General features: G+C 63.8%; 17 protein-coding genes and 1 pseudogene. 7 read left to right on the forward strand and 11 right to left on the reverse strand.

The genetic code is table 11. The annotated features are described in order from the left end of the window. Positions 1 to 212: 212 nt before the first annotated feature. From XH89_RS36000 to XH89_RS36030, 7 genes are all read right to left on the reverse strand, one after another. Positions 213 to 2,189, reverse strand: coding sequence for an acetyl-CoA carboxylase biotin carboxylase subunit (locus XH89_RS36000; protein WP_194465005.1), 1,977 nt, complete (start codon positions 2,187 to 2,189; stop codon positions 213 to 215). Further along, entirely contained in the window at positions 2,186 to 3,802 is a 1,617-nt protein-coding gene (locus XH89_RS36005; protein ID WP_194465006.1) for an acyl-CoA carboxylase subunit beta, read from the reverse strand. Before XH89_RS36005 ends, XH89_RS36000 begins: the two co-directional genes overlap by 4 nt. A gap of 114 nt (positions 3,803 to 3,916) precedes the next feature. After that, positions 3,917 to 4,783, reverse strand: a complete 867-nt coding sequence (locus XH89_RS36010) for a 3-keto-5-aminohexanoate cleavage protein (protein ID WP_194465007.1) — start codon at positions 4,781 to 4,783, stop codon at positions 3,917 to 3,919. A 199-nt stretch (positions 4,784 to 4,982) separates the two neighbouring features. Beyond that, positions 4,983 to 5,783, reverse strand: coding sequence for a helix-turn-helix domain-containing protein (locus XH89_RS36015; protein ID WP_194465008.1), 801 nt, complete (start codon positions 5,781 to 5,783; stop codon positions 4,983 to 4,985). 176 nt (positions 5,784 to 5,959) lie between these two features. Beyond that, positions 5,960 to 6,616, reverse strand: a complete 657-nt coding sequence (locus XH89_RS36020; RefSeq protein ID WP_194465009.1) for a glutathione S-transferase family protein — start codon at positions 6,614 to 6,616, stop codon at positions 5,960 to 5,962. Then, positions 6,613 to 7,779, reverse strand: coding sequence for an acyl-CoA dehydrogenase family protein (locus tag XH89_RS36025; RefSeq protein WP_194465010.1), 1,167 nt, complete (start codon positions 7,777 to 7,779; stop codon positions 6,613 to 6,615). Before XH89_RS36025 ends, XH89_RS36020 begins: the two co-directional genes overlap by 4 nt. Positions 7,780 to 7,911: 132 nt before the next feature. Beyond that, positions 7,912 to 9,048, reverse strand: a complete 1,137-nt coding sequence (locus tag XH89_RS36030; protein ID WP_194465011.1) for an acyl-CoA dehydrogenase family protein — start codon at positions 9,046 to 9,048, stop codon at positions 7,912 to 7,914. Positions 9,049 to 9,301: 253 nt separating this feature from the next. On the opposite strand from XH89_RS36030, the gene XH89_RS36035 reads away from it, so the two are divergent. Together XH89_RS36035 and XH89_RS36040 are read left to right on the forward strand one after the other, a co-directional pair. Beyond that, complete coding sequence (locus tag XH89_RS36035; protein WP_194465012.1) at positions 9,302 to 10,852, forward strand: long-chain fatty acid--CoA ligase; 1,551 nt, start codon at positions 9,302 to 9,304, stop codon at positions 10,850 to 10,852. Positions 10,853 to 10,939: 87 nt separating this feature from the next. Continuing rightward, a complete protein-coding gene (locus XH89_RS36040; RefSeq protein ID WP_194465013.1) occupies positions 10,940 to 12,163 on the forward strand; it encodes an ABC transporter substrate-binding protein in 1,224 nt (407 codons plus the stop codon). Between the two features lie 76 nt (positions 12,164 to 12,239). Here the strand turns inward: XH89_RS36040 and XH89_RS36045 are convergent, their stop codons facing one another. Next, positions 12,240 to 13,010, reverse strand: coding sequence for a helix-turn-helix transcriptional regulator (locus tag XH89_RS36045; protein WP_194465014.1), 771 nt, complete (start codon positions 13,008 to 13,010; stop codon positions 12,240 to 12,242). Positions 13,011 to 13,196: 186 nt separating this feature from the next. On the opposite strand from XH89_RS36045, the gene XH89_RS36050 reads away from it, so the two are divergent. From XH89_RS36050 to XH89_RS36065, 4 genes are all read left to right on the forward strand, one after another. Next, on the forward strand, positions 13,197 to 15,482 hold the full coding sequence (locus XH89_RS36050; protein WP_194465015.1) for a marine proteobacterial sortase target protein: 2,286 nt from the start codon (positions 13,197 to 13,199) through the stop codon (positions 15,480 to 15,482). A 115-nt stretch (positions 15,483 to 15,597) separates the two neighbouring features. Then, a complete protein-coding gene (locus XH89_RS36055; RefSeq protein WP_194465016.1) occupies positions 15,598 to 16,167 on the forward strand; it encodes a class GN sortase in 570 nt (189 codons plus the stop codon). A gap of 114 nt (positions 16,168 to 16,281) precedes the next feature. Further along, the gene (locus XH89_RS36060) at positions 16,282 to 18,516 is read left to right on the forward strand and encodes an acetate--CoA ligase family protein (RefSeq protein WP_194465017.1); all 2,235 of its coding nucleotides are present in this window, start codon (positions 16,282 to 16,284) and stop codon (positions 18,514 to 18,516) included. Between the two features lie 110 nt (positions 18,517 to 18,626). Further along, complete coding sequence (locus XH89_RS36065; RefSeq protein ID WP_194465018.1) at positions 18,627 to 19,457, forward strand: MlaD family protein; 831 nt, start codon at positions 18,627 to 18,629, stop codon at positions 19,455 to 19,457. Positions 19,458 to 19,505: 48 nt separating this feature from the next. Here the strand turns inward: XH89_RS36065 and XH89_RS36070 are convergent. The 3 genes and pseudogenes from XH89_RS36070 to XH89_RS36080 all read right to left on the reverse strand — a co-directional run. After that, a pseudogene (locus XH89_RS36070) lies at positions 19,506 to 19,850 on the reverse strand (autotransporter outer membrane beta-barrel domain-containing protein); the annotation flags it as partial. An 81-nt stretch (positions 19,851 to 19,931) separates the two neighbouring features. Continuing rightward, positions 19,932 to 21,434, reverse strand: a complete 1,503-nt coding sequence (locus XH89_RS36075) for an NAD(P)/FAD-dependent oxidoreductase (protein WP_194465020.1) — start codon at positions 21,432 to 21,434, stop codon at positions 19,932 to 19,934. Between the two features lie 122 nt (positions 21,435 to 21,556). Next, entirely contained in the window at positions 21,557 to 22,315 is a 759-nt protein-coding gene (locus tag XH89_RS36080) for a trypsin-like serine protease (protein ID WP_194465021.1), read from the reverse strand. Between the two features lie 85 nt (positions 22,316 to 22,400). On the opposite strand from XH89_RS36080, the gene XH89_RS36085 reads away from it, so the two are divergent. Continuing rightward, the gene (locus XH89_RS36085; protein WP_194465022.1) at positions 22,401 to 23,036 is read left to right on the forward strand and encodes an HAD-IA family hydrolase; all 636 of its coding nucleotides are present in this window, start codon (positions 22,401 to 22,403) and stop codon (positions 23,034 to 23,036) included. The last annotated feature ends 94 nt before the right edge of the window (positions 23,037 to 23,130 follow it).

Genomic DNA, 23,130 nt, shown 5'->3' on the forward strand with positions numbered 1-23,130 from the left:
GTAGATGTGGAATGAACAAAGTTCAACCTGGGTCGCGCATAAGATTTTCAAGCCAGGCAATTTCGTGAAATCATTTAATTTTATCCGTCGCGGCGGAGGAAGATGCCGGAGGGTCGGCAAAGCGGAGCGTGCTCACGATCCCTCAATCATGAAAAGGAGGTGGGCACGGCGCTTTGCGCCTTTGCCCACCCTACGAGACCGCACCTGCGGCTCTACCCCGCCCCGATCTCTGCCACGATCCTGCCCGTCGTCACCTGCTCGCCCTCGACGACGTCGATCGCGGCAACCACGCCGTCGATCCCGGCCTTGTGGACGTGCTCCATCTTCATCGCTTCCAGCGTCAGCACCGGCTGGCCTGATGTGACGCGGTCGCCCGGCTTGACCAGGACGGTCACGACGCGGCCGTTCATGGCGGCGCGGACCTTGCCGTCGCCGCCGTTGACTACAGCAGCCTTCGGCGCAGCGAGCGTGAGATCTGTGACCGCGAGCGGGATGCCGCGGTGCTGAACGTACAGCCGATCGCTGTCCCGCAGGAATTTTGCGCTGTCCATCACGCTGTCGTGGCGGAAGCGGATGGCGTCCATATCGAGCTGGTCGATCTCGAATTTGTCGCGGCGGCCGTTGGTGGCGGCAGTGTAACTGCCGTCGCGCTCGCGGGTGAGCTCGAGCTCAAGCGTGCGGCCGGCAATCTCGATCTTCGCAGGTCGCGGGAACGTCGCCGCCAGACTCCGGCCGATCCGCCATGTCGGCGCGCGCGGATTGGTGACGTAGAGCAATAGGCCCGCGAGTGCCGCGTCGAATGCGGCATTGGCCGAGGGCGCCAGCAGTTCGTCGCGATGCGCACCGATGAAGGCCGTCGTCGCCTCGCCTTTGGCAAAGGTAGGATGACGCAGGCACGACATCAGGAACGCCTGGTTGGTGGTTACACCAAGCGCAGTCAGTTGCTCCAGTCCGACGATCAACCGCCCCCTCGCCTCTTCGCGCGTGGCACCATGGCTGATCAGCTTGGCGATCATGGAATCGTAGAACGGCGCGATCTCCACGCCCGATTGCAGCGCGTGCTCGACGCGAATGCCTTCAGGCACCTGCCAGCGCGCCATGCGGCCGGACTGCGGCATGAAGTCCTGCGCGGCGTCTTCCGAGCACAGCCGCACCTCGATTGCGTGGCCGGAAAATTTGATGTCCTGCTGCTTCACCGGCAGTGGCTCGCCACGCGCGACCCGCAGCTGCAGTTCGACAAGGTCGAGACCGGTGATCGCCTCGGTCACGGGATGCTCGACCTGGAGACGCGTATTCATCTCCATGAAGTAGAATTCGCCGCCGGCATCGAGCAGGAATTCCAGCGTGCCGGCGCCCTCATAGCGTAGCGCCTTCACGGCTGATACCGCGACCTCGCCCATCTTCGCGCGCAGCTCCGGCGTCACCGCAGGCGAAGGCGCCTCCTCGACCAGCTTCTGATGCCGCCGCTGCACCGAGCAATCGCGCTCGCCGAGATGGATGGCGTTGCCATGGCTGTCGCCGAACACCTGGATCTCGATGTGACGCGGATTCTGGATGGCGCGTTCGAGAATGACGGTGGGATCGCCGAATGCGGCCTTGGCCTCCGACCGCGCGCTGCGGAGCGCATCGGGAAACGATGCCGCGTCGGCGACGAGCCGCATGCCGCGTCCACCGCCACCGGCGACTGCCTTGATCATCACGGGGAAGCCGATCTTCCCGGCCTCCGCGAGCATGACCTCGTCGCTTTGGTCGGCGCCCTGATAGCCGGGCACGATAGGCACGCCGGCCTTCTTCATGATCTCCTTGGCGCCGGCCTTGTTGCCCATCGCCTCGATCGCCTGCGGCGATGGGCCGATGAAGACGAGACCGGCATCCTTGCAGCCTCTCGCAAACTCCTCGTTCTCGGCGAGGAAGCCGTAGCCGGGATGCACGGCATCCGCGCCGCTCGCCTTGGCGGCTGCAATGATCGCGGGGATGTTGAGATAGGATTGCGCCGGCAAGGCCTCGCCGATCCGCACGGCTTGATCGGCCTGCTTGACATGAAGCGCATCGCGATCCGCATCCGAATAGACCGCGACAACGCCCAAGCCCAGCCGCCGCGCGCTGCGCATCACGCGTAGTGCGATCTCACCGCGATTGGCGATCAAGACCCTGAAGAACGGCCTGTGCTGCGCTGATCCGTTCCTCATGGGCGGGCCACCGAGAACTGCATGCGCTGGGGTGTGCGTGCATCGCCCTCGCGGCAGATCGCAAGCACTTCGGACAAGACCGCGCGGGTGTCGCGCGGATCGATCACGCCGTCGTCGAGCACGCGGGCGCTGGTTGCGAACACGTCCATCTGGCCGTCGAACACTCCGACGATCTGCGCTTTCATGGCCTCCAGCTTGTCCTTCTCGATCGGCTTGCCGCGGCGCGCGGCAGCGGCTTCGGTGACGATCGCCATGGTCTCGGCGGCCTGCTCGCCGCCCATCACGGCCGTCTTGGCGTTCGGCCAGGAGAAGCAGAAGCGCGGATGGAAGCCGCGGCCGCACATGCCGTAATTGCCGGCACCGAACGAGGCGCCGCAATAGATCGTGATCTGCGGCACGGTTGCTGACGTCACCGCCTGGATCATCTTGGAGCCGTGCTTGATCATGCCGGCTTCTTCGTAAGATTTGCCGACCATGTAGCCGGTGGTGTTGTTGAGGTAGAGGATCGGCGTGCGGGTCTGGCAGCAGGCCTGGATGAAATGCGTCGCCTTGTTGGCGCCGGCAGGATCGAGCGGACCATTGTTGGTGATGATGCCAATGGCCTGGCCCTCGATGCGGGCATGGCCGCAAACGGTGGCCGGACCGTAATTCGGCGCCATCTCGGTGAAATCGGAATCGTCGATGATGCGCGCGATCACCTGCTTCATATCGACGGTGCGCTTGTGGTCCATCGGCATGATGCCGAGCAGCTCGTCCTGATCGTAGCGTGGCGGCTTGAACTCCGGCGCCGCCCGGCCCGGTCTCTCCCACTGCAGCGCCGCCATAATCTCGCGCGCGATCCGCAGCGCGTCGCGGTCGTCCTCGGCGAGATAGTCGCCGAGGCCGGAGATTTCGGTGTGCATCTCGGCCCCGCCGAGCTCCTCCTCGGTCGCGATCTCACCGGTCGCGGCCTTCAGCAGCGGCGGCCCTGCGAGGAACGCGCGGGTGCGGCCGCGGACCATGACGATGTAGTCGGACAGACCGGTCTGGTAGGCGCCGCCTGCGGTCGAAGAACCATGCGTGACGGTGACGACCGGCAGACCCGCCGCAGAGAGGCGCGCCAGATTGCGAAAGATGTTGCCGCCGCGGACAAAATCCTCGACGCGGTAACGCAGCAGATTGGCGCCCGCGCTTTCGACCAGTTGCACGTAAGGCAGCTTGTTCTCCAGCGCCAGCTCCTGCACCCGCAACGTCTTGTCGAGGCCGAAAGGCTGCAGCGCGCCGGCATCGATGCCGGAATCACTGGCGCTGACCATGCAGCGGATGCCCGAGACGAAGCCGATGCCGGCGATGACGCCGCCGCCGGGCACGCTCTTGTCCGCATCCGGCACGTCGAACATGTAGCCGGCGAGCGTCGACAGCTCGATGAAGGGCGCGCCGGGATCGAGCACCAGCGCGACGCGCTCGCGCGGCAGCAGCTGGCCGCGCTTGTGGAAGCGATCCTTTGCAGCGGCGGATGCGGCGCGCGTGCGTTCTTCCAGCGCACGCATGCGATCGATCAGGCCGAGCATGCCTTTGCGGTTGGCGTGGTAGGCAGCGCTGCCGGGGGAGACGGTGTTTTCGAGAATGGACATAATTCTATCCTGCTCGTCATTGCGAAGAGCGAAGCGACGAAACAATCCAGACTGCCTCAGCGGAAGGATTCTGGATTGCTTCGCTGCGCTCGCAATGACGGGTGAGGCGACAGCTCAGCGATTCGTCCCAAAGATCTTCCGCGCCTCGGCGGGGCTGGCGATCTCGCGGCCCGCACGTCTTGCGCAGGCAGCGATGGCCTCGATCAGCTGGCCGTTCGACGTCACCTTCTTGCCGTCGGCGAGATAGAAAGCGTCCTCGAGGCCCGTGCGCAGGTGGCCGCCGAGCTCGGCGCAGCGCTGGTGCAGCGGCCAGATCTCTTCGCGGCCGATGGCCGTGACCTGCCAATGCGCCTCGGGGCGCTTCAGCTTGAGCAGGATCGGCAGCAGCTCCGGATCCGAGGGCATGCCAGAGGCGACGCCCATCACGAAGTTGTATTCGAGCGGGCCCTTATACATGCCGACCTGGTGGTACATGCCGACACAACGCACGATGCCGACGTCGAAGCATTCGAACTCTGGAATGGTACCGACCGCATTCATGACGTCGAGATAGTCCTTCACCTTCTCGACGGCGTTGTCGAACATCATCGGCGGCCAGGCCCAGGTGTTGTCGGCCTTCACCTTGAGATAATTCAGCGAGCCGGCGTTGCAGGCGGCGATCTCGGGCCTGGTCTCGCGGATGCAGTCGAGCGCGCCGGAATAGTTCGGCCCTGAGACGCCTGAGGTATGGTTGATGATGACGCCGGGGCAGGCTTCGCGGATCGCCTGCTGGATTTCCTTGCTGACGCTGACCTCCCAGGACGGCAGATGGCCCTTGCCCGGCGCCTGCTGGCGCAGATGGATATGCATGATGGACGCGCCCGCGTCGAACGCAGCCTTGGCCTCGCGCGCCATCTGCTCCGGCGTGACAGGGACGTTGTGCTGCTTCGGGTCGGTGAGCACGCCATTCAGCGCGCAGGTGATGACGGCCTTGTCGCTCATGCCACAGATGTCTCGCAACGCTAGGAATTCAACGCTTGCGATCATGTGATGCGGGGCATGCGGCTTCTTGCGCGGAGAAGCTGCCTACAGACGAGCTATCGTAGGGTGGGCAAAGCGAAGCGTGCCCACCATCTTTGCCCGTTGCAGAAAGGTGGTGGGCACGGCGCAAGAGCGCCTTTGCCCACCCTACGAAAGCTGCCTAGCTCGCCTCCGCGAGCCGCACGGTCTCGCTGCTGCGATAGATCGCAAGATCCCGCGAACCGACGAAGATCGCGCGCGGCTTGAGGCCATAGAAGCGGCGGATCGAGTGGCTGAAATGGGTGCTATCGGGATAGCCGATGTCCTGCGCGAGATGGGCGAGATTGAGGTCCTGGTTGGCGAAATGCAGCAGGTGGCGTGCGCGCTTCCAGGCGCGGAAGGAGCGGAACGAAATGCCGGTCTCTTCCTTGAACAGATGCAGGAAGCGCGAGGCGGAGAGGCCCGCTTCGGCCGCGCAGGTATCCGCCGTCACCGGCTCGCCGGAAAAACGCTCGATGCGGGCGACCGCGCGCGTGACGCGCGGATCGAGCACGCGGCGCGGCAGCGCCTCGCCAAAGCACATCTCGTCGAATTCGGCAGTGGTGATATCGCCATAGCGGCGCTGTCGTAGCAGCGCATAGGCCGTGAGGATCTTGCGGGCGTAGGCGGCCCGGTCAGGCCCCATCAGCCGCTGGGCCAGATCTTCCAGCACACCGTCCGGCATGCTTTCGGGCTCGAGCGTGACGCTGATTGCGGTGCGGTAGTCGCTGGCGATGGAATGCCGCTGGTTCGGCAGGGTGACGAACAACTCGGCAGAGGCGAGAACGTCGTCGATGGTCAGATGCAGGCTGCCCTTCACCGCGACATAGACGTGACAGCAACCTGGGGTCCGCTTGCGGGGCCTGCCGAGCAAACCGGCATAGAAGACCCGCTCCGGCGTGATCAGCATCAAATGGTCGGATTCGCGACCTTTGTCTTCCATTGGGTATCCTCCTCGCGCGGCTCTTCGGCCGCTGCGGACGGAGCTCACCTTAGCGGAAATTTGGGCGCTGTCACGACGGGATAGCGCTGTCACGAGGCGCAAAAGATTACCATTCCGGGACGACAATCAGTCGCGCCGGAACCGTAATGAGACCTCAGTCCCATCCTGCGGAATGTTTACGCCCTCACACGCGGCGCAACATTCTGTTCAACGCCGGCCTTCTGCTCCGCAGCAACCGCACGCTTGAAGCCGTCACGTTGCTGCAGGCGCGCCCAATAGGCTGCGACATTCGGGCCGAAATCCTTGGCGAGACCGATACTGCCGGCCAGGCGGAGCGCGTAACCGATGACAATGTCAGCGGCGGTGAAGCGATCGGCGCACAAGGTTTCCGCATTCGCTGTCGCGGCCTCGACGGCCCGCAGGCGCCCCAAGAACCATTTGGCATAGTCGGTGGCGACCTGCGGATTGCGACGCTCCTCCGGCTCGAGCTGGGTGTAGCGGAGCACCAGCGTTTGCGGGAAGGTTAACGTCGCGTCGCTGAAATACATCCAGTTCAGGAAGGCGCCATAGGCTGGATCCTCGGGACCGACCATCAGCGGCGTCGGTCCGTATTTGACCCCGAGATAGTGGCAGATGCCTGACGACTCCGTCATCCTGGTCTCGCCGTCGACCATGAAGGGAATCGTGCCGAGCGGATTGAGCGCGAGATACTCCTTGGCGAAGACGCGCGGCGGGAATGGCAGCATCTTCAGCTCATAGGGGAGCCCCATCTCCTCCAGCATCCAGAGCGGACGGAACGAGCGCGCGGCGTCGCAATGATAGAGCGTGATCATCGGGAATTTCCTTTGCTGCCGGGCAGCGTACCCATCATCTTGCACAGGACCATCAGCATGACCTCGTCGGCGCCGCCGCCGATCGAGGTCAGGCGGCTGTCGCGATAGGCGCGGCTGACCGGCGTCTCGTTGGTAAAGCCCATTCCGCCCCAATATTGCAAGCAGGCGTCGGTGAGCTCGCGGCCGAGACGGCCGGCCTTGAGCTTGGCCATGGTAGCAAGCCTTGTGACATCCTCGCCGGCGACGAGCTGCTCGGCGGCGCGATAGATCAGCGCGCGCAGCAGTTCGACCTCGGTCTGCATCTCCGCAAGCTTGAAGTGCACGACCTGATTGTCGAGAATGCTCTGGCCAAAGGCTTTGCGGTTGCGGGTGTATTCGATGGTCTGATCGATGATGTATTCGTGCGCCTTGAGGCAGGCGGCCGCGCCCCAGAGCCGCTCCTCCTGAAACTGGATCATCTGGTAGGTGAAGCCCTTGCCTTCCTCGCCGATCCGGTTGCGCTTGGGCACGCGAACATTGTCGAAGAATATCTGCGCGGTATCCGATGAACGCATGCCCATCTTGTCGAGTTTTCGCGCGACGGTGACGCCCTTGCTCTTCATGGGCACGCAAATCAGCGATTTGTTGCGGTGAACGGGACCATCGCCGGTGTTGGCGAGCAGGCAGATCCAGTCGGCCTGGGTGCCATTGGTGATCCACATCTTGCCGCCAGTGATGAGGTAGTCGTCGCCGTCGGAGCGTGCGCTGGTCTTGATCGAGGCGACGTCCGAGCCTGCGCCAGGCTCGGAGACGCCGATACAGGCGACATAGTCGCCGGAGATCGACGGGCTGAGGAATTCGCGGCGCACCTCATCCGAGCCGAACCGCGCCAGCGCCGGCGTTGCCATGTCGGTCTGCACCCCGATCGCCATCGGCACGCCGCCGCAGGTGATGGCGCCGAGTTCCTCCGCCATCATCAGGGCATAGGAATAATCGAGACCGGAACCGCCGAACTCGACCGGCTTGTTCAACCCGAGAAAGCCAAGGCTGCCCATCTTCTTGAACAGCTCATGCGCCGGGAAGATGTCGGCCTTCTCCCAGTCATCGACATGAGGATTGATCTCGTTGGCGATGAACTTTTGTAAGGAGCGACGGATATCGTCGTGGTCGGCGGTGAATAGCATTGTCTCTCTCAACCCAGTCATTCCGGGATGGCCCGCAGGGCCAGGCCCGGAATCCATAACCCCGGCTTGTGGTTATGGATTCCGGGCTCGCTCCGCCTCGCTCGCGCCCGGAATCACGCGAGGAGAGAGCCGTCACAACCCCATCTGCCGCGACGCCAGATCTTTCATGATCTCCTCGGTACCGCCGCCGATGGCGTTGACCTTGACCTCGCGGTAGATCCGCTCGGCCTTGATGCCGCGCATGAAGCCGGCGCCGCCAAAGATCTGCACCGCCTCCGAGGCGCAGAACGCCATGGTCTGGGTCGCCTGGTTCTTCATCATGCAGATTTCGGCGACCGGGCTCTCGCCCTGCCCCAGCCGCCAGGCCAGCATTTCCAGCATCGCCTGCGAGGCGGCGACCTTCTGCGCCATGTCGACGATCTTGTGCCTGATGACCTGGTGCTGGGCGAGCGGCTTGCCGAAGGTCTTGCGCTCCTTTGCGTAAGCGATCGCTTCATCGAGACAGACGCGCGCGAACGCCGTGCAGCCCGCCGCCATGCCCATCCGCTCGCTGTTGAAATTCTGCATGATGATCTTGAAGCCGTGACCTTCCTCGCCGATCAGGTTCTCGGCCGGGACGCGGCAGTCATCGAAATGCAGCGTCGCGGTGTCGGAAGCCCACCAGCCCATCTTCTTCAGCTTGGTGCGTGACAGGCCCGGTGTGTCGCCCTCGATCAGCAGCAGGCTGACACCGCCTGCGCCTTCGCCACCGGTACGCACTGCAACGGTCAGATAATCGGCGCGCATCCCTGATGTGATGAAGGTCTTCTCGCCGCTCACGACGTAGTGATCGCCGTCGCGCCGGGCCCTTGTGCGGAGGTTCGCGACATCAGATCCACCGCCCGGCTCGGTGATGGCAAGCGCGGAAATCTTCTCGCCTGCCAGCACCTGCGGCAGCACGCGCACCTTGACCTCCGGCCGCGCGGCGCGTGCGATCGGCGGCGAGCCGATGGTGTGGCTCATCAAACTGGCGCTGACGCCGCCGGCGCCGGCCCGCGCCAGTTCCTGGCTCGCCACGATCTTCATGAACTGGTCGGCGGCGATCCCGCCATATTCCTCGGGGAATCCGAGCCCCAGCAGCCCGATCTCGGCCGCCTTGCGATAGAGCGCGCGGGGAAATTCGCCGGCCTCGTCCCATTCATGGGCGAACGGGGTAATCTCCTTGTCGACGAAGCGGCGCATGACGTCGCGGAAGGTGTCATGCTCGGCGGTATAAAACGGGCTCTTCATTGCATTCGCGCCTTCGACGCTCTCTTCTCGTTCCACCATGGCTGGAACATCGGCGGCTCACTTGCGCCGAGTGGCTGGTTTGCGAGCCGCTGTGATCTAGCAACTCAACGCAAGACGATTTTCGTCCCTCGCGGGCCAACTCCAAATCAAAAAAGACTGCTGCACAAACTCCGGCTGGCCTCCCAGGGCCATGCCGGGCATGGTGCACAGCAATAAAAGTGCAGGCGGCACAAGACCGCCGAGGGAGGAATTGTTGGCCGTTCGCTATTACGACTGGATCGCCCATCACGCGCGTCGCGCGCCCGGCAAGGTCGCGGCCGTCGATCTCGCCGGCGAACGCCGCTTCACTTATGCGCAGCTTAACTCCCGCGTGTCGCGGCTCGCCTCCTTCCTCCGCCATACGCTGAAAGTCTCGCGCGGCGACCGCGTCGCGGTGCTGGCGCTGAACACCACCGATACGCTAGAGGTGCAGTTCGCCTGCGGACGGCTGGGTGCTGTCTTCGTCCCGCTGAACACGCGACTCACCGTTCCCGAGCTCCAGTTCATCACCGGCGACTGCGCGCCTGACGTGATGATCCATGACGCTGATCTGGCCGAGACGGCGCTCACCGTGGCAAAACTCTGCAACGTGCCAACGAGTCTGCGGCTCGGCCCCGGCGAGACCTACGAGGCCGGCGTCGCTTCTGCAAAGCCGCTGGAGCATGCCGAAGAGGTCACGCTCGATGACATCTCGACCATCATGTACACGTCGGGCACGACGGGGCATCCGAAGGGCGCGACCATCACCCATGGCATGACGTTCTGGAATTGCGTCAATCTCGGCGGCCCCGCCTGCATCGGGCCATCCTCGGTGCTGCTCACCGTGCTGCCGCTGTTTCATACCGGCGGGCTGAATTGCTACACCAATCCGGTGCTGCATGCCGGCGGCACCGTGATGATCATGCGCGCCTTCGATCCCGGCACCGCGCTCGACCTGATCAACGATCCCGCGCAGGGCATCAACGCGTTCTTCGGCGTGCCCGCAATCTACCAGTTCATGGCGCAGCATCCGGCCTTCGCGACCACGGACCTGAGCAGGCTCATCGTTTGCGGTGTCGGCGGCGCACCGATGCCGGTGCCGCTCTTGAAGGTCTGGGAAGCGCGCGGCGTCGCGTTGCAGCAGGGCTACGGCATGACCGAGACGTCACCGGCCGTGCTGGTGCTCGATCGCGAGGACGCGGCCCGCAAGGCCGGCTCTGCCGGCAAGCCGGTGCTGCACACGGAGGTGCGCATTGTCCGCCCCGACGGCAGCGATGCCGATGTCGGCGAACTCGGCGAACTCTGGGTCAAGGGGCCGAACATCACGCCGGGCTACTGGAACAGGCCGGAGGCCAACAAGACGTCCTTCACCGACGGCTGGCTGCATACGGGTGATGCGACGCGTGTCGATGAAGAAGGCTTCTTCTACATCGTCGATCGCTGGAAGGACATGTATATCTCCGGCGGCGAGAACGTCTATCCGGCCGAGGTCGAGAACGTCCTGCACCAGCTGACTGCCATCGCCGAAGCCGCGGTGATCGGCATTCCCGACCCGCAATGGGGCGAGGTTGGCCTTGCCATCATCGCGGTGAAGCCAGGCCAGCGGCTGACGGAGACCGACGTCTTCGCGCATTGCGCGGCCAATCTGGCGCGCTTCAAATGCCCGCGCCAGATCCGCTTCGTCGATGCGCTGCCGCGCAACGCCACCGGCAAGATCCACAAGCCTACCTTGCGCAAGGAATTCTCGGCAGCTTCCGAAGTCGACAAGAAAGTCGCCAACGCCTGATCAAGAGCGCCCTTTTACGGGCGCTTTTTGTTTTGAAGTGCCTGCTCCATCCCACAAGAAACCCAAGGAAAAACTCAAGGAATTTCCATGAAGAACAAGAAACTCTCCCTGCTGGCCGCGGCGGCGGCCCTGACATTGCTTTCGGTCCAAGCTGCCAACGCACAGAAGGCCTACGACACCGGCGTCACCGACACCGAGATCAAGCTCGGCAATGTCGAGGCTTATTCGGGACCTGCGTCCGCCTATGGCATCATCGGCAAGACCGAGGAAGCCTATTTCAAGATGATCAACGATCAGGGCGGCATCAACGGCCGCAAGATCAATTTCATCTCCTATGACGACGGCTACTCGCCGCCGAAGACCGTGGAGCAGGTCCGCAAGCTGATCGAGAGCGACGAGGTTTTCCTCATCTTCAACGCGCTGGGCACGCCGACCCAGACCGCCGTGCAGAAATATCATAACTCCAAGAAGGTGCCGCAGCTGTTCCTCGCCACCGGCGCCAGCAAATGGAACGACCCGAAGAACTTCCCGTGGACCATGGGCTTCCAGCCCAGCTACCGGGTCGAGGCACGGATCTTCGCAAAGTATATTCTGAAGGAGAAGCCGGACGCGAAGGTCGCGATCTTCTATGCCAACGACGATTTCGGCAAGGACTACCTCGCCGGCATCAAGGACGTGTTCGGCGACAAGGCCTCGAAGCTGATCGTGGCCGAGGAAAGCTACGAGACGTCGGAGCCATCGATCGATGCGCACATCGTCAAGCTCAAGGACACCGGTGCCGACGTCTTCGTGAACATTTCGACACCGAAATTCGCAGCGCAGGCGATCAAGAAGATCGCCGAGCTTGGCTGGAAGCCGATGCATCTGATGACCGACGTCTCCGTGTCGATCGGCGCGGTGATGAAGCCGGCCGGCCTCGAGGCCTCCGAAGGCGTGCTCTCGGCCGGTTACCTCAAGGACGCCTCGGATCCGCAATGGAAGGACGATGCCGGAATGAAGAAGTTCATGGCCTTTATCGAGAAGTACATGCCGGGCGCGAACATTTCGGACGCCAATCTGGTCTACGGCTATGCCGCGGCCCAGACCATGGTGCAGGTGCTGAAGCAGGCCGGCGACAATCTCACCCGCGAGAACGTGATGAAACAGGCCGCCAGCCTGAAGGATTTCACGCCCGATACGCTGATCCCGGGCATCACGATCAACACCTCGGCGACCGACTTCGCCCCGATCGAGCAGCTCAAGATGTGGCGGTTCAAGAGCGGCCAGTGGGAGCTATTCGGTCCCATCATCAGCGCCGAGCCGAGCGGCTAGTTCGGACGGGATTCCGAGACGCGCGAGATAGCGGCCGCAAGGCCGCTATCTCTTTAGGTCCGCCTGCAAAGGCGCACTAAACGGGCAGGAAGAGTGCAAACGATTCGTCGAGCGTGCGGCGCAGATGATCGCGATAGATCGCATGATTGGCATCATCGGGCCCGACCCGCCCCCAAGATGGCTTTGCCACGTTTCTGAGCGGCACATAGGCGATCGGCGCGGCGACCGGCGTCAACTGTGAGCCGGGGCCGGCGCGCAGCGTCGAGATGATGCCGTACATCGCGCCGGCCACCGTCGGCCGCGATACCGTAATGACGCGATGCTGGCCGTGCTTGTTGATGACGAGATAGATGAACCCGGACTGGTGCGGCACCGCGACTTCGCCGGTGTGCTCATAGGCCGCATCGGTTCGCTCGCCTTCGCGAAAGACCAGCGAGGACACTTTCGGCTCCCAGACGATCTCGGTGCGATAGGCGAAGATCGCATCCTTGTCGCCAAAGGACGGCCGCAGCGTGATGTAGACATCCTCGATCCAGGTCACCGCGCGATGCGAATAGGAGCCGAGGCTGTCGGGTGCGACATCGTTGCCGGCCGTGGGCGCCGGCGCGACGGGGTTCTTGCGCAAGGACACGCCGAGCGCCTGCTCGAGCCGGACCGTCGTTGCCAGCGTGAACGGACGGCGGCCGCCGAGCGCCTTCTCCAGCGTCGACAGGCTGAGCTTGGCCTGTTCGGCCAGCTCCTGCCGCGAGATCCGGCGCCTGGCGATTTCCTCGCGGATCGTCTCCGCAACCTCGCGGCTCTGCTCGTCCGAAAGCTGCCCGTCGTTGAGTTTATCCGGCGTCTGCATCGCTAATCCTGCTCCACGGCGACCATTCTAGCAGGGCGGACAAATCAGCACAAAACCGGACAGGGCCGCCAAGGCGGCGGCCCGCCCGGGCCGGCCGCGGCGGAACATTGCCGATCATTCTGCTAGCGAAATCAGGCCCTCCCGACCGACGCTCAGGCCATCAGACAGCTTTCGGGAGCAGACCAAATGGACACCTACGACACGGTCGACAGCCACGAACACCCTGACGAACACCCTTGGCTCGGCAGGCTCATCAAGATCGGTCTGTTCCTTCTGGCGCAAAGCATTGCCGTGCTGCTGGTCAGCTTCGTGGCCCTGCTGGTGAGCTTCGAGACCTCCTGGTCGGCGACGACGGAGCAGGCCAGCCTGCTCCAGCCCGGCGATGCCAAGTCCGGCACCCTCTTCCTGAAAGAGGACGGCACCACGACCGAAGCCATCCGTCTCGGGATCGACGTCGACGTCACGGTATCAGGTCCGACGCTGCGCACCCGTGTCACGCAAGTGTTCCGCAACCCGACCAGGGACTGGGTCGAAGCGACCTATGTCTACCCGCTGGCCAGCGACGGCGCCGTCGATACGTTGAAGATGGTCGTCGGCGACCGCGTCATCATCGGCGACATCAAGGAACGTCAGCAGGCACGTGTCATCTACGAGCAGGCGCGCCGCGCCGGGCAGAAAGCCGCGCTCACCGAGCAGGAGCGGCCCAACATCTTCACCAACTCAGTTGCCAATATCGGTCCCGGCGAGACCGTGCTGGTGCAGATCGAATATCAGGAGCCGGTACATCAATCCGGCAACGAATATTCGCTGCGCGTGCCGCTCGTCGTCGGGCCACGCTACAATCCCGCGCCAATCGTGCAGAGCGTCGATTTCCGCAAGGACGGCTCCGGCTGGGGCGCGACCACATCCGACCCGGTGCCGGACCGCGACCGCATCTCGCCGCAGGTCCTTGATCCCACCAAGACTCCTGCGATCAACGCGCCGCTCAATCCGACCACCATCACGGTGCACCTGAATTCCGGCTTCGCGCTCGGCGAGGTCAAGAGCCACCACCATAACGTCAAGATCGAAAGCCCGGACAACAGGACGCGCATCGTGACGCTCGCGGACGGCGCCGTGCCCGCTGACCGCGATTTCGAGCTGACCTGGAAACCTGCGGCCGAGAAAGCCCCGTCGGTGGGCCTGTTCCGCGAACATGTCGGAGATGCCGATTACCTGCTCGCCTTCGTCACGCCGCCCGCCGCGGAGCAAGCCACGCAGAAGCCCTCGCCGCGCGAGGTGGTGTTCGTGATCGACAATTCCGGCTCGATGGGGGGCACCTCGATCGAGCAGGCCAAGGCGAGCCTGCTCTATGCGCTCGGCCGCCTCCAGCCGAATGACCGCTTCAACGTCATCCGTTTCGACGACACCATGGACGTGCTGTTTCCGACCTCGCTGCCGGCCGATGCCACGCATGTCGGTGAAGCGACCTCGTTCGTCAGAGCATTGCAGGCGCGCGGCGGCACCGAGATGGTGCCGGCGATGCGCGCGGCACTGACCGACAAGCTCGCCGACACCAACATGGTTCGCCAGATCGTGTTCCTGACCGACGGCGCGATCGGCAACGAGCAGCAATTGTTCGAGACGATCACCGCGATGGGCGGTCGCTCGCGGATCTTCATGGTCGGGATCGGCTCCGCGCCCAACACCTATCTGATGACGCGCGCCTCCGAGCTCGGCCGCGGTGCCTTCACCCATATCGGCTCCGTCGAGCAGGTGGAGGAACGCATGCGAGGCCTGTTCGCCAAGCTGGAAAGCCCTGCTGTGACCGGCCTCAGCGCAAAATTCTCCGAAGCCAAGGCCGATGTCACTCCTGCGATCATTCCCGACGTCTATCGTGACGAACCGCTGGTGCTCGCGGCAAAGCTCGACAAGCTCGCGGGTTCGCTGGAGATCAAGGGGCGCGTCGGCGACCGTCCATGGTCCGTGACATTGCCGCTGCAGAGCGCGGCCGAGGGCAAAGGCCTGTCGAAGCTCTGGGCGAGGCGCAAGATCGGCGATGCCGAGGTGGCGCGAACACTCCGCGAGATGACGCCGGAGGATACCGACAAGACGATCCTGGCGCTGGCGCTCGACCATCAGATCGTCACGCGGCTGACCAGCCTCGTCGCGGTCGACAAGACACCGAGCCGTCGCGAGGGCGAGCCGTTCAAGCTCAGCGCGCTGCCGATCAACCTGCCGGCCGGCTGGGATTTCGAGAAGATCTTCGGCGAACGGCCGCAACAGACGCCGACACAGTTGCGCGAACGCCGCGCCGATGCAGGCCAGCCTGCGGCAAGACGGCCGGCTCCTGTCACGCCTGATGCGATCCGCCTGCCCAAGACCGGGACCTCGGCCGAGCTCAAGATGATCGCAGGCCTGATCATGATCGTGCTCGCCCTGATCCTGTTCGTGTTCAATCGACGTCAGACCTTGCTCACTGACGCCGCTTGAGAGAGGAGTCCCCCGAACTCCTCTTGCTTGGCGCGCGCAGCTGCCCGTCCCGAAACCAACGGCCGCGCGCGCCTTTTTTCTTTCGTCATTGCGAGCAATGACGGTGGTGGAAGTCATGCTACGCTTCATTTCTCCCTTTGCTCTTGCGCTCATCGGCGCCATCCTGTTCGGCGACGGCGCCTATGTCCACGCCAAAGCCTGGCTCGCGCAGGTGCTGCTGCAGCGCGCATTCGAGCAGAGCGTAGCGACTGGCCAGATAGTCAAGCCGTGGTCATGGGCCGATACCTGGCCGGTTGCCCGGATCGAGGTAAAGCGGATCGGCGCGAGCGCCATCGTGCTGGAGGGCACGAGCGGCCAGGCCCTCGCGTTCGGCCCCGGTCATCTCGACCAATCGGTTGAGGCCGGAGAACGTGGCGTTGTCGTGTATGCCGCACATCGCGACACGCATTTCCGCTTCCTGCGGAATGTTTCCGTCGGTGACGCCATCGAGATCACCCGCCGGGACGGCAAACATTTCCGCTATCGCGTGGATTCTTCGGCTGTGGTCCGTTTCGATGAATCCGGCATCGATCCCGCGACACGGGATTATGAACTGGTGCTCTCGACCTGTTGGCCGTTCGATGCCGTCACATCAGGTCCCGAGCGCTACATCCTGCATGGCGTTCTGGTTGGAGGGAATCAATAAAGCGACATATCGCTCATTCCATCACGCGGCATACCAACTGGTTGCTACTGAGAAGAACTCGCCATAGAACAGAGTGACGCGCCACCAAGAAGAACAACCAGGTGAGGTCACGCCATGGAAGCCCAGCTATCTGACGCTCAACTCTCTGCTGCGTCAGTTCCTGCCCGTCCATGGTCGCCACGGCCCGATGCCAACGACATCGTCAAGGGCATCCACGCCATGCTGCATCCGCGCAATATCGTGCTGGTGGGCGCGACCGACAAGCCGGGGAATTACGCCGAGCGCATCTGGAACAATCTGGTCAAATACGGCTTCGAGGGCGGGCTCTACCCTGTCAATGCCAAGCGCGACGCCATCTGGGGCGTGCCCTGCTACAAAGATTTCGCGAGCCTCCCAGAGAAGCCTGATCACGTTTTGGTGCTGGTGCCTGCACGCTTTGCCGTGCAGGTGATCCGCGACGCCGCGGCCGCCGGTGCGCGATCGGCCACGATCGTCACCTCGGGTTTCAGCGAGTTGCAGGACGAGGAGAGCCAGAAGCTCGCCGCAGAGCTGCAACAGGCGGTGCGTGAGACGGGCCTCGCCGTCACCGGCCCGAACTGCCTCGGCAATTTGAGCGCCGGCGAAAAGCTCTTCACCAATATCGACGACCGCATCGTCACCATGGAACAGGGCGCGGTGGCGATCGCCGGGCAATCCGGCGCCATCGTCATGGCTATCCGGCAGGCGCTGGAGGATCGCGGCGTCGGCGTCGGCTACATGGTGACGACAGGCAACGAGACAGGGCTCGAGACGCCGGACCTGATGCGCTATTTCGCCGAGGATCCGAGCGTCAGGGTGATCGTGGTCTATCTCGAAGGCGTGCGCAACACCAAGGCGTTTCGCGACGCCTGCAAGGCCGCGCGCGCCGCGAGCAAGCCGGTGATCGCACTCAAGCTCGGATCATCGGAAGGTGGTCGCGCCGCAGCGATGGCGCATACCGGCGCGCTGGCAGGATCGATCGAGACGTTCGACGCCATTGCGACCCGCGAAGGCGTGATCCGCGTAAGCGGGCTCGACGAACTGATCGAGACCACCGAATGCTTCGTCCATGCCGCCGTTCCCAAGGGCGGCCGGCTTGCAGCGGTCACGCTGTCAGGCGGCAAGCGCGGCATGCTGATCGATGCATTCCATGCACAAGGCCTGAACTTCGCGCCGCTGAGCCCGCATGTCAGCAGCGAATTGGCAAAGATGCTCGGGCCGGGCTCGATCGTCGGCAATCCGCTCGACGCCGGCTTTGCCGCGGTAGTCGATCCCTCCGTCTACATGAAGTCGATCAAGCTGATGATCGACGATCCCGATATCGACATCGTCATCGTCGATGCCGAGATGCCCAAAGCGCCGCACGAGCTGCGCGAACGCAATTTGCGCATCGTCAACGAGATGGCGAGCCGCGCGTCAAAACCCGTGATCTACATCAGCGCGATGTCGATCGGCTTCACCGAGTTCACCAAGGGCCTGCGCAAATCGCTGCCGCATCTCGCGGTGATGCAGGGCATGGACCGGGCAGTGACCGCGATCAAGTCGCTGCTCGCCTATGCAAAGCTGCGCAAAGAGGTCCCCGACATCATCTCGAGCTCGAAGCCCGCCGCGCGCGCCGTGCTGGAGAAGACCTTGAAATCGGCGAATGGCGCCGCGCTCGACGAGGTCGCCTCCAAGAAGCTGCTGAAAGCCTATGGCATCCCGGTCTCGAAGGAGGGAATCGCGCAGACGGCGGCCGAGGCCGCGAAGATCGCCAAGCAGATCGGCTTTCCGGTCGTGGCCAAGGTCGTCAGCGCCGAGATCCTGCACAAATCCGATATCGGCGGTGTGGTGCTGAATCTCAACAATGCGGCCGAGGTCAGGAAGGCATTTTCCGACATCGCCGCGCGGGTGGCGAGACTGAAGGGCAAGCCAAAGCTCGACGGCATCCTGATCGCGCAGCAGGTCAAGGCCGATCTCGAGCTCGTGGTCGGCGCTTCGCTCGACGCCGAGATGGGGCCGGTCGTGCTGTTCGGCACCGGCGGGATCGATATCGAGCTGATGAAGGACGTGGCGCTATCAGGCGCGCCGCTGGACGAGGTCGAGGCACGCCTCCTGATCGGCCGCACCAAGGCCGGCATCAAGATGCGCGGCTATCGCGGCAAGCCGGCGCTGCACGAAGCCTCCGCGGTGAAGGCGCTGGTTGGCCTGTCCAATTTGATCGCGGATGCCGGCAACCGGATCGCCTCGATCGATGTCAATCCGTTCCTGATCAATGCCAGGACGGGCGTGGCGGTCGACGCACTCATCGTGCTCAACAATGTAGCCGCCAAACGCGCCGCGAGGCATTGAGACCGTGAGGGCGGAATGGCGAAAGCGGCGGGTTACGCTTCCCTAACCCGCCCTGCGTACCATTGCGGCTCCTTCCAACTTCCCCGCTTTGGTCGTAGAATCGCACCCGCATGGCACGCGCGAGCAATCTGGTGATCGGGACGGCGACGCTGGCGGTGATCGCCGTGGCGTTCGGCGGCATGCTCGGCGTGCAGAAATGGCGGAGCATCCAAAGCCGCAGCCAGCTGCGCGTCGTGTTCGAAGGCGGCTCCGCGAGCGGCCTGCGCCGCGGCGGCCCGGTCAATTTCGATGGCGTGCCCGCCGGCCAGATTCTGTCGATCAAGCTGGAGAGTCCGCGCAAGGTCGTGGCGCTGGTGTCGCTCGACAACGCCGCACCGCTCCGCAAGGATACGGTGGCCGGCATCGAGTTCCAGGGCCTCACCGGCGTCGCGGCCGTCTCGCTGATCGGCGGCGCCCCGTCCGCACCGCCGGTGCCGCTGGACGCGGATGGCATTCCCGTGCTGACCGCCGATCTCAGCGACGCCGAGTCCATCGTCGACACGCTGCACAGCGTCGATCGCACCATCGTCAGCAATGCGCCGGCGATCAAGGAGGGCTTGCGCACATTTGAGGGTTACACGGCTGACATGAGGGGCAAGGGCGACGAGATCGACGCGGTGATGCTCAAGGTCGACAATGCGTTCGCGGGTTTCGACAAGGCGGTCACCAAGATCGAGGGCGTGGTGCCGGGCTTCGTCGACGGCAAGGCCGACGAGCTGTTCGAGAAGGTGAAGGAGCTGCACGAGCTCGCCGATACCATGAAGAAGAAATCGGCGAGCTTCCTGGAGGATACCCGCCGCTCGCTGCTCGATGTGAGCGAGACCGCGAACAAGATGAGCGGGACGCCCGCGCCCGTCGCTGCCCCGCGCCCGCCACGCAAGCCGGCACAACAGAAGCGGTGACGCTTACCCTCCCTCTCCAGGGAGGATGGCAGTCTCGCTCGTGGCCTATCAGGCATAGCGCTCGACGCCCTTGCCGGCATAGGAGCGGGTGACATTCGAGAACTCGCTTTCGAAGGTTGCCGACGCCGACCAGCCGTTCATCCAGTTCATCTGCACCGACGCCGTGGTGAGCGCCTCATCGTGCGCCTGCGCCGCACCGTTCACAACGAAGGCCGAGCCCGGCATCGCCTGGAACACCGCGCCGACCGCGCGGTCCGGGTTGAAATCATGCGCCCACGCCGCGCGTCCGTGCAGCGTCACCACACCGACGGCGGCAACGAACGATCTATCGGCGCGCAAACCGAGCTCGGTGCGGGTGCTGGTCACGTCCTTGGCGGCATAGTTGAGCGCGAAGGCAATCCCGGGGCTCGCTTCGCGCCCCGGGACGACGGGTGGAGGGCGCGGAAGCAAGCAAGCGCCCCTTACGCGCTTCCCTCACCCATAGACAAACGCCTTGTCATCCAGATCCGTCTTCGGGATCTCGTCCTTCTCGGTCCAGTAGTCCTGGCTGTGCTGCCATTCCGGCTTGTCGCCGCGCTTGGGCAGCAGGTTCATGTTGCGCATGATGTAGCCGGGATTGAAGTTGTCCGGATCGATCCAGGGCAGGATCGGCATGTTGTGGTCCTCTGGCCGCAGCTTGACCTCGACTTTCTTCTTGCCCTTGGCCTTCATGTGACCGAGCAGACGGCAGACGAAGTCCGCGACGAGATCGACCCGCAGCGTCCAGCTCGCCCGGAAATAGCCGAACACCCAGACCATGTTCGGTACGCCCGTGAACATCATGCCGCGATAGGTGACGGTGTCGCCGAAGGCCAGCGGCTTGCCGTCGATCTCGAAGGCGATGTCGCCGAGCGCGGAAAGATTGAAGCCGGTCGCGGTGACGACGACATCAGCCTCGAGCAGCTTGCCGGATTTGAGCTGGATGCCGTTCTCGACGAAACACTCGATCTCGTCGGTGACGACCGAGGCCTTGCCGCTGGCGATGCCCTTGAACAGGTCGGCATCCGGCACGAAGGCGATGCGCTGGCGCCACGGCCGATAGCTCGGCGTGAAATGCGTCTCGACGTCGTAGTCCGGACCCAGCACCGCACTGATCTGGCCGATCAGCTCCTTCTTCACCTGCTCCGGCTTGGCCAGGCAGAGTTTCGTGAACGCATCCTGCTCGAACAGGATTTTTCGCCGCACAATCTCATGGATCCAGGCCTCATCCACCTGGAGCCGGCGCAATTCTTCCGCGATCTCGATGGCGTTGCGCCCGAGGCGGAAATAGGTCGGCGAGCGCTGCAGCATGGTGACATGCGCGCAGTCGTCGGCGATGTTCGGCACCAACGTCGCAGCCGTCGCGCCCGAGCCGATCACGACGACCTTCTTGTCCTTGAGATCGATGTCGTCAGGCCAGGTCTGCGGATGGACGATACGCCCCTTGAAGCGGTCCATGCCCTTCCATTCCGGCGTATAGCCTTCCGAATGGCGGTAGTAGCCCTGGCACATCCAGAGGAAATTGGCGGTGAAGGTCCTGGCCTCGCCGGTATCGGTCGTCACCGCTTCGATGGTCCAGAGATTTTGCTCGCTCGACCAGCTCGCCGAGACGATCTTGTGCTTGTAGCGGATGTGCCGGGCGATATCATTGTCGTCGATCACCTCGTTCATGTAAGCGAGGATTTCGTCCGCGGTCGCGATCGGCGGCCCGACCCAGGGCTTGAAGCTGTAGCCGAAAGTATGGAGATCGCTGTCCGAGCGAATGCCGGGATAGCGATGCGTGCTCCAGGTGCCGCCGAACGTCGCCTGCGTTTCCAGGATGACGTAGCTCGTCCCCGGAAGCTGCTTCTCGATGTGGTAGGCGCTGCCGATGCCGGAGATGCCGGCGCCGACGATCAGCACGTCGAAATGTTCTGAGGCCTGCTTGGCCGTGGCGTGACTGCGAACAGCGACATTCATTGTTGCTTCTATGCCTTGTCTTTTTCAGGCCGCCATTGATTGACGGCGCGTTTCCTCCGCGACGGGCATGGTTGCCCACCGCGCTTCCCTTGCAAAATGACATAGATCAAGTCGCGATCAAACTACAACGCCGCGCCCCAGCTCCGCGCGGTTTGCAAGATCCAGTCGCGATAGAGCGTCAGCGGCGTGACGCCGGTCAATCCGCCGCAGCCCGCGGCATTATTCGGCCCCGTCGACCAGCTGATCACGCCGACGAGCACGGCGCCGTTCGCCCTGTCCTCGAACACGGGACCGCCGGAATCACCGGTGCAGGCGCCGATTCCGTCGCGAACGCCGTTGGTTACGGGATCGACCAGACGGATCTGGAACGTGCCGGGCTGGCCCGTGGCAACGAGACCGGCAACCCTCGTCATGCCGCCGCTCTTGCCATCGCCGCGCACGGTGACGCCGATACCGGCGATGGTGAAGCGGCTGCCGACTTGAATCGGAATAGTCGGCGCACCAACCGGCACCGTCGATTTTCCCTTGAGTGGAATTTCCAGCTGCAGCAGGGCCACGTCGGCAGTGGCGCGATGCGCCTGCATCGCCTGCATGTTGAAACCCGGGTGGATCGCCGCGGTGCGCACGTTCAGCAATTTCGGCTGACCGTCAGCACCGCGATCGACGATCTTGTAGTCGGCACCGGGCTGCACGCAGTGGGCGACCGTCAGCACGACCATCGGGGCAATCAGACTGCCCGTGCAGAAATTGCCCCGCGAGCCGACGATGGTGACGACCGCCCGCGCGACGCCCTCCGTCTGCGGCGTGCCGCCGCCGACGATGGCATGAGCGGAGGTCGAGAGCAGCAGCGCGGCTACGGCGAGAGTGGCAAGCTTCTTCATGGAACACGCTCTGGCATCGGCAGGACTGGTCCTTGCCGATAGCGCATGCTAGCCCTCTTGGAAAGGAATTGACGAGGGCAGAACATTGGCGATCGAGGCGGTGATCTTTGATTTTGGCGGCGTGTTGACGAGCTCGCCGTTCGAGGCATTCGCGCGGTTCGAGACCGAGCGCGGCCTGCCCGCCGACATCATCCGTCGCACCAACGCCGCCAACCATCTCGAGAATGCCTGGGCAAAGTTCGAGCGGGCCGAGGTCGACATCGAGACATTCGATCATTTGTTCGCGGCAGAATCGCTCGCACTTGGCGCCGAAGTGCGCGGCCGCGAGGTGCTGCCGCTTCTGCAGGGAGATCTCCGCCCCGACATGGTCGAGGCGCTGAAGCGCATCAAGGCGCAGTTCAAGACCGGGTGCATCACCAACAATTTGCCGGCCAACGCGATCGGCAGCATGACCGGGCGTTCGCTCTACGTCGCCGAGGTGATGGTGCTGTTCGATCTCGTCATCGAATCGGCCAAGATCGGGCTGCGCAAGCCTGATCCGCGCATTTACCAGCTGATGGTCGAGACGCTGAAGGTCGATCCGCAGACATGTGTTTATCTCGACGATCTCGGCGTCAATCTGAAGCCCGCGCGCGAGATGGGCATGACCACGATCAAGGTGACGAGCGGCACGCAGGCGATCGCCGATCTCGAGGCGGCGACAGGGCTGAAGCTCGGGTAGTCCATCATCCCCGTCATTGCGAGCGCAGCGAAGCAATCCAGGCTCTCACCGCGGCAGGACTCTGGATTGCTTCGCTGCGCTCGCAATGACGGTG

Source organism: Bradyrhizobium sp. CCBAU 53340, assembly GCF_015291645.1.
Lineage (GTDB): Bacteria > Pseudomonadota > Alphaproteobacteria > Rhizobiales > Xanthobacteraceae > Bradyrhizobium.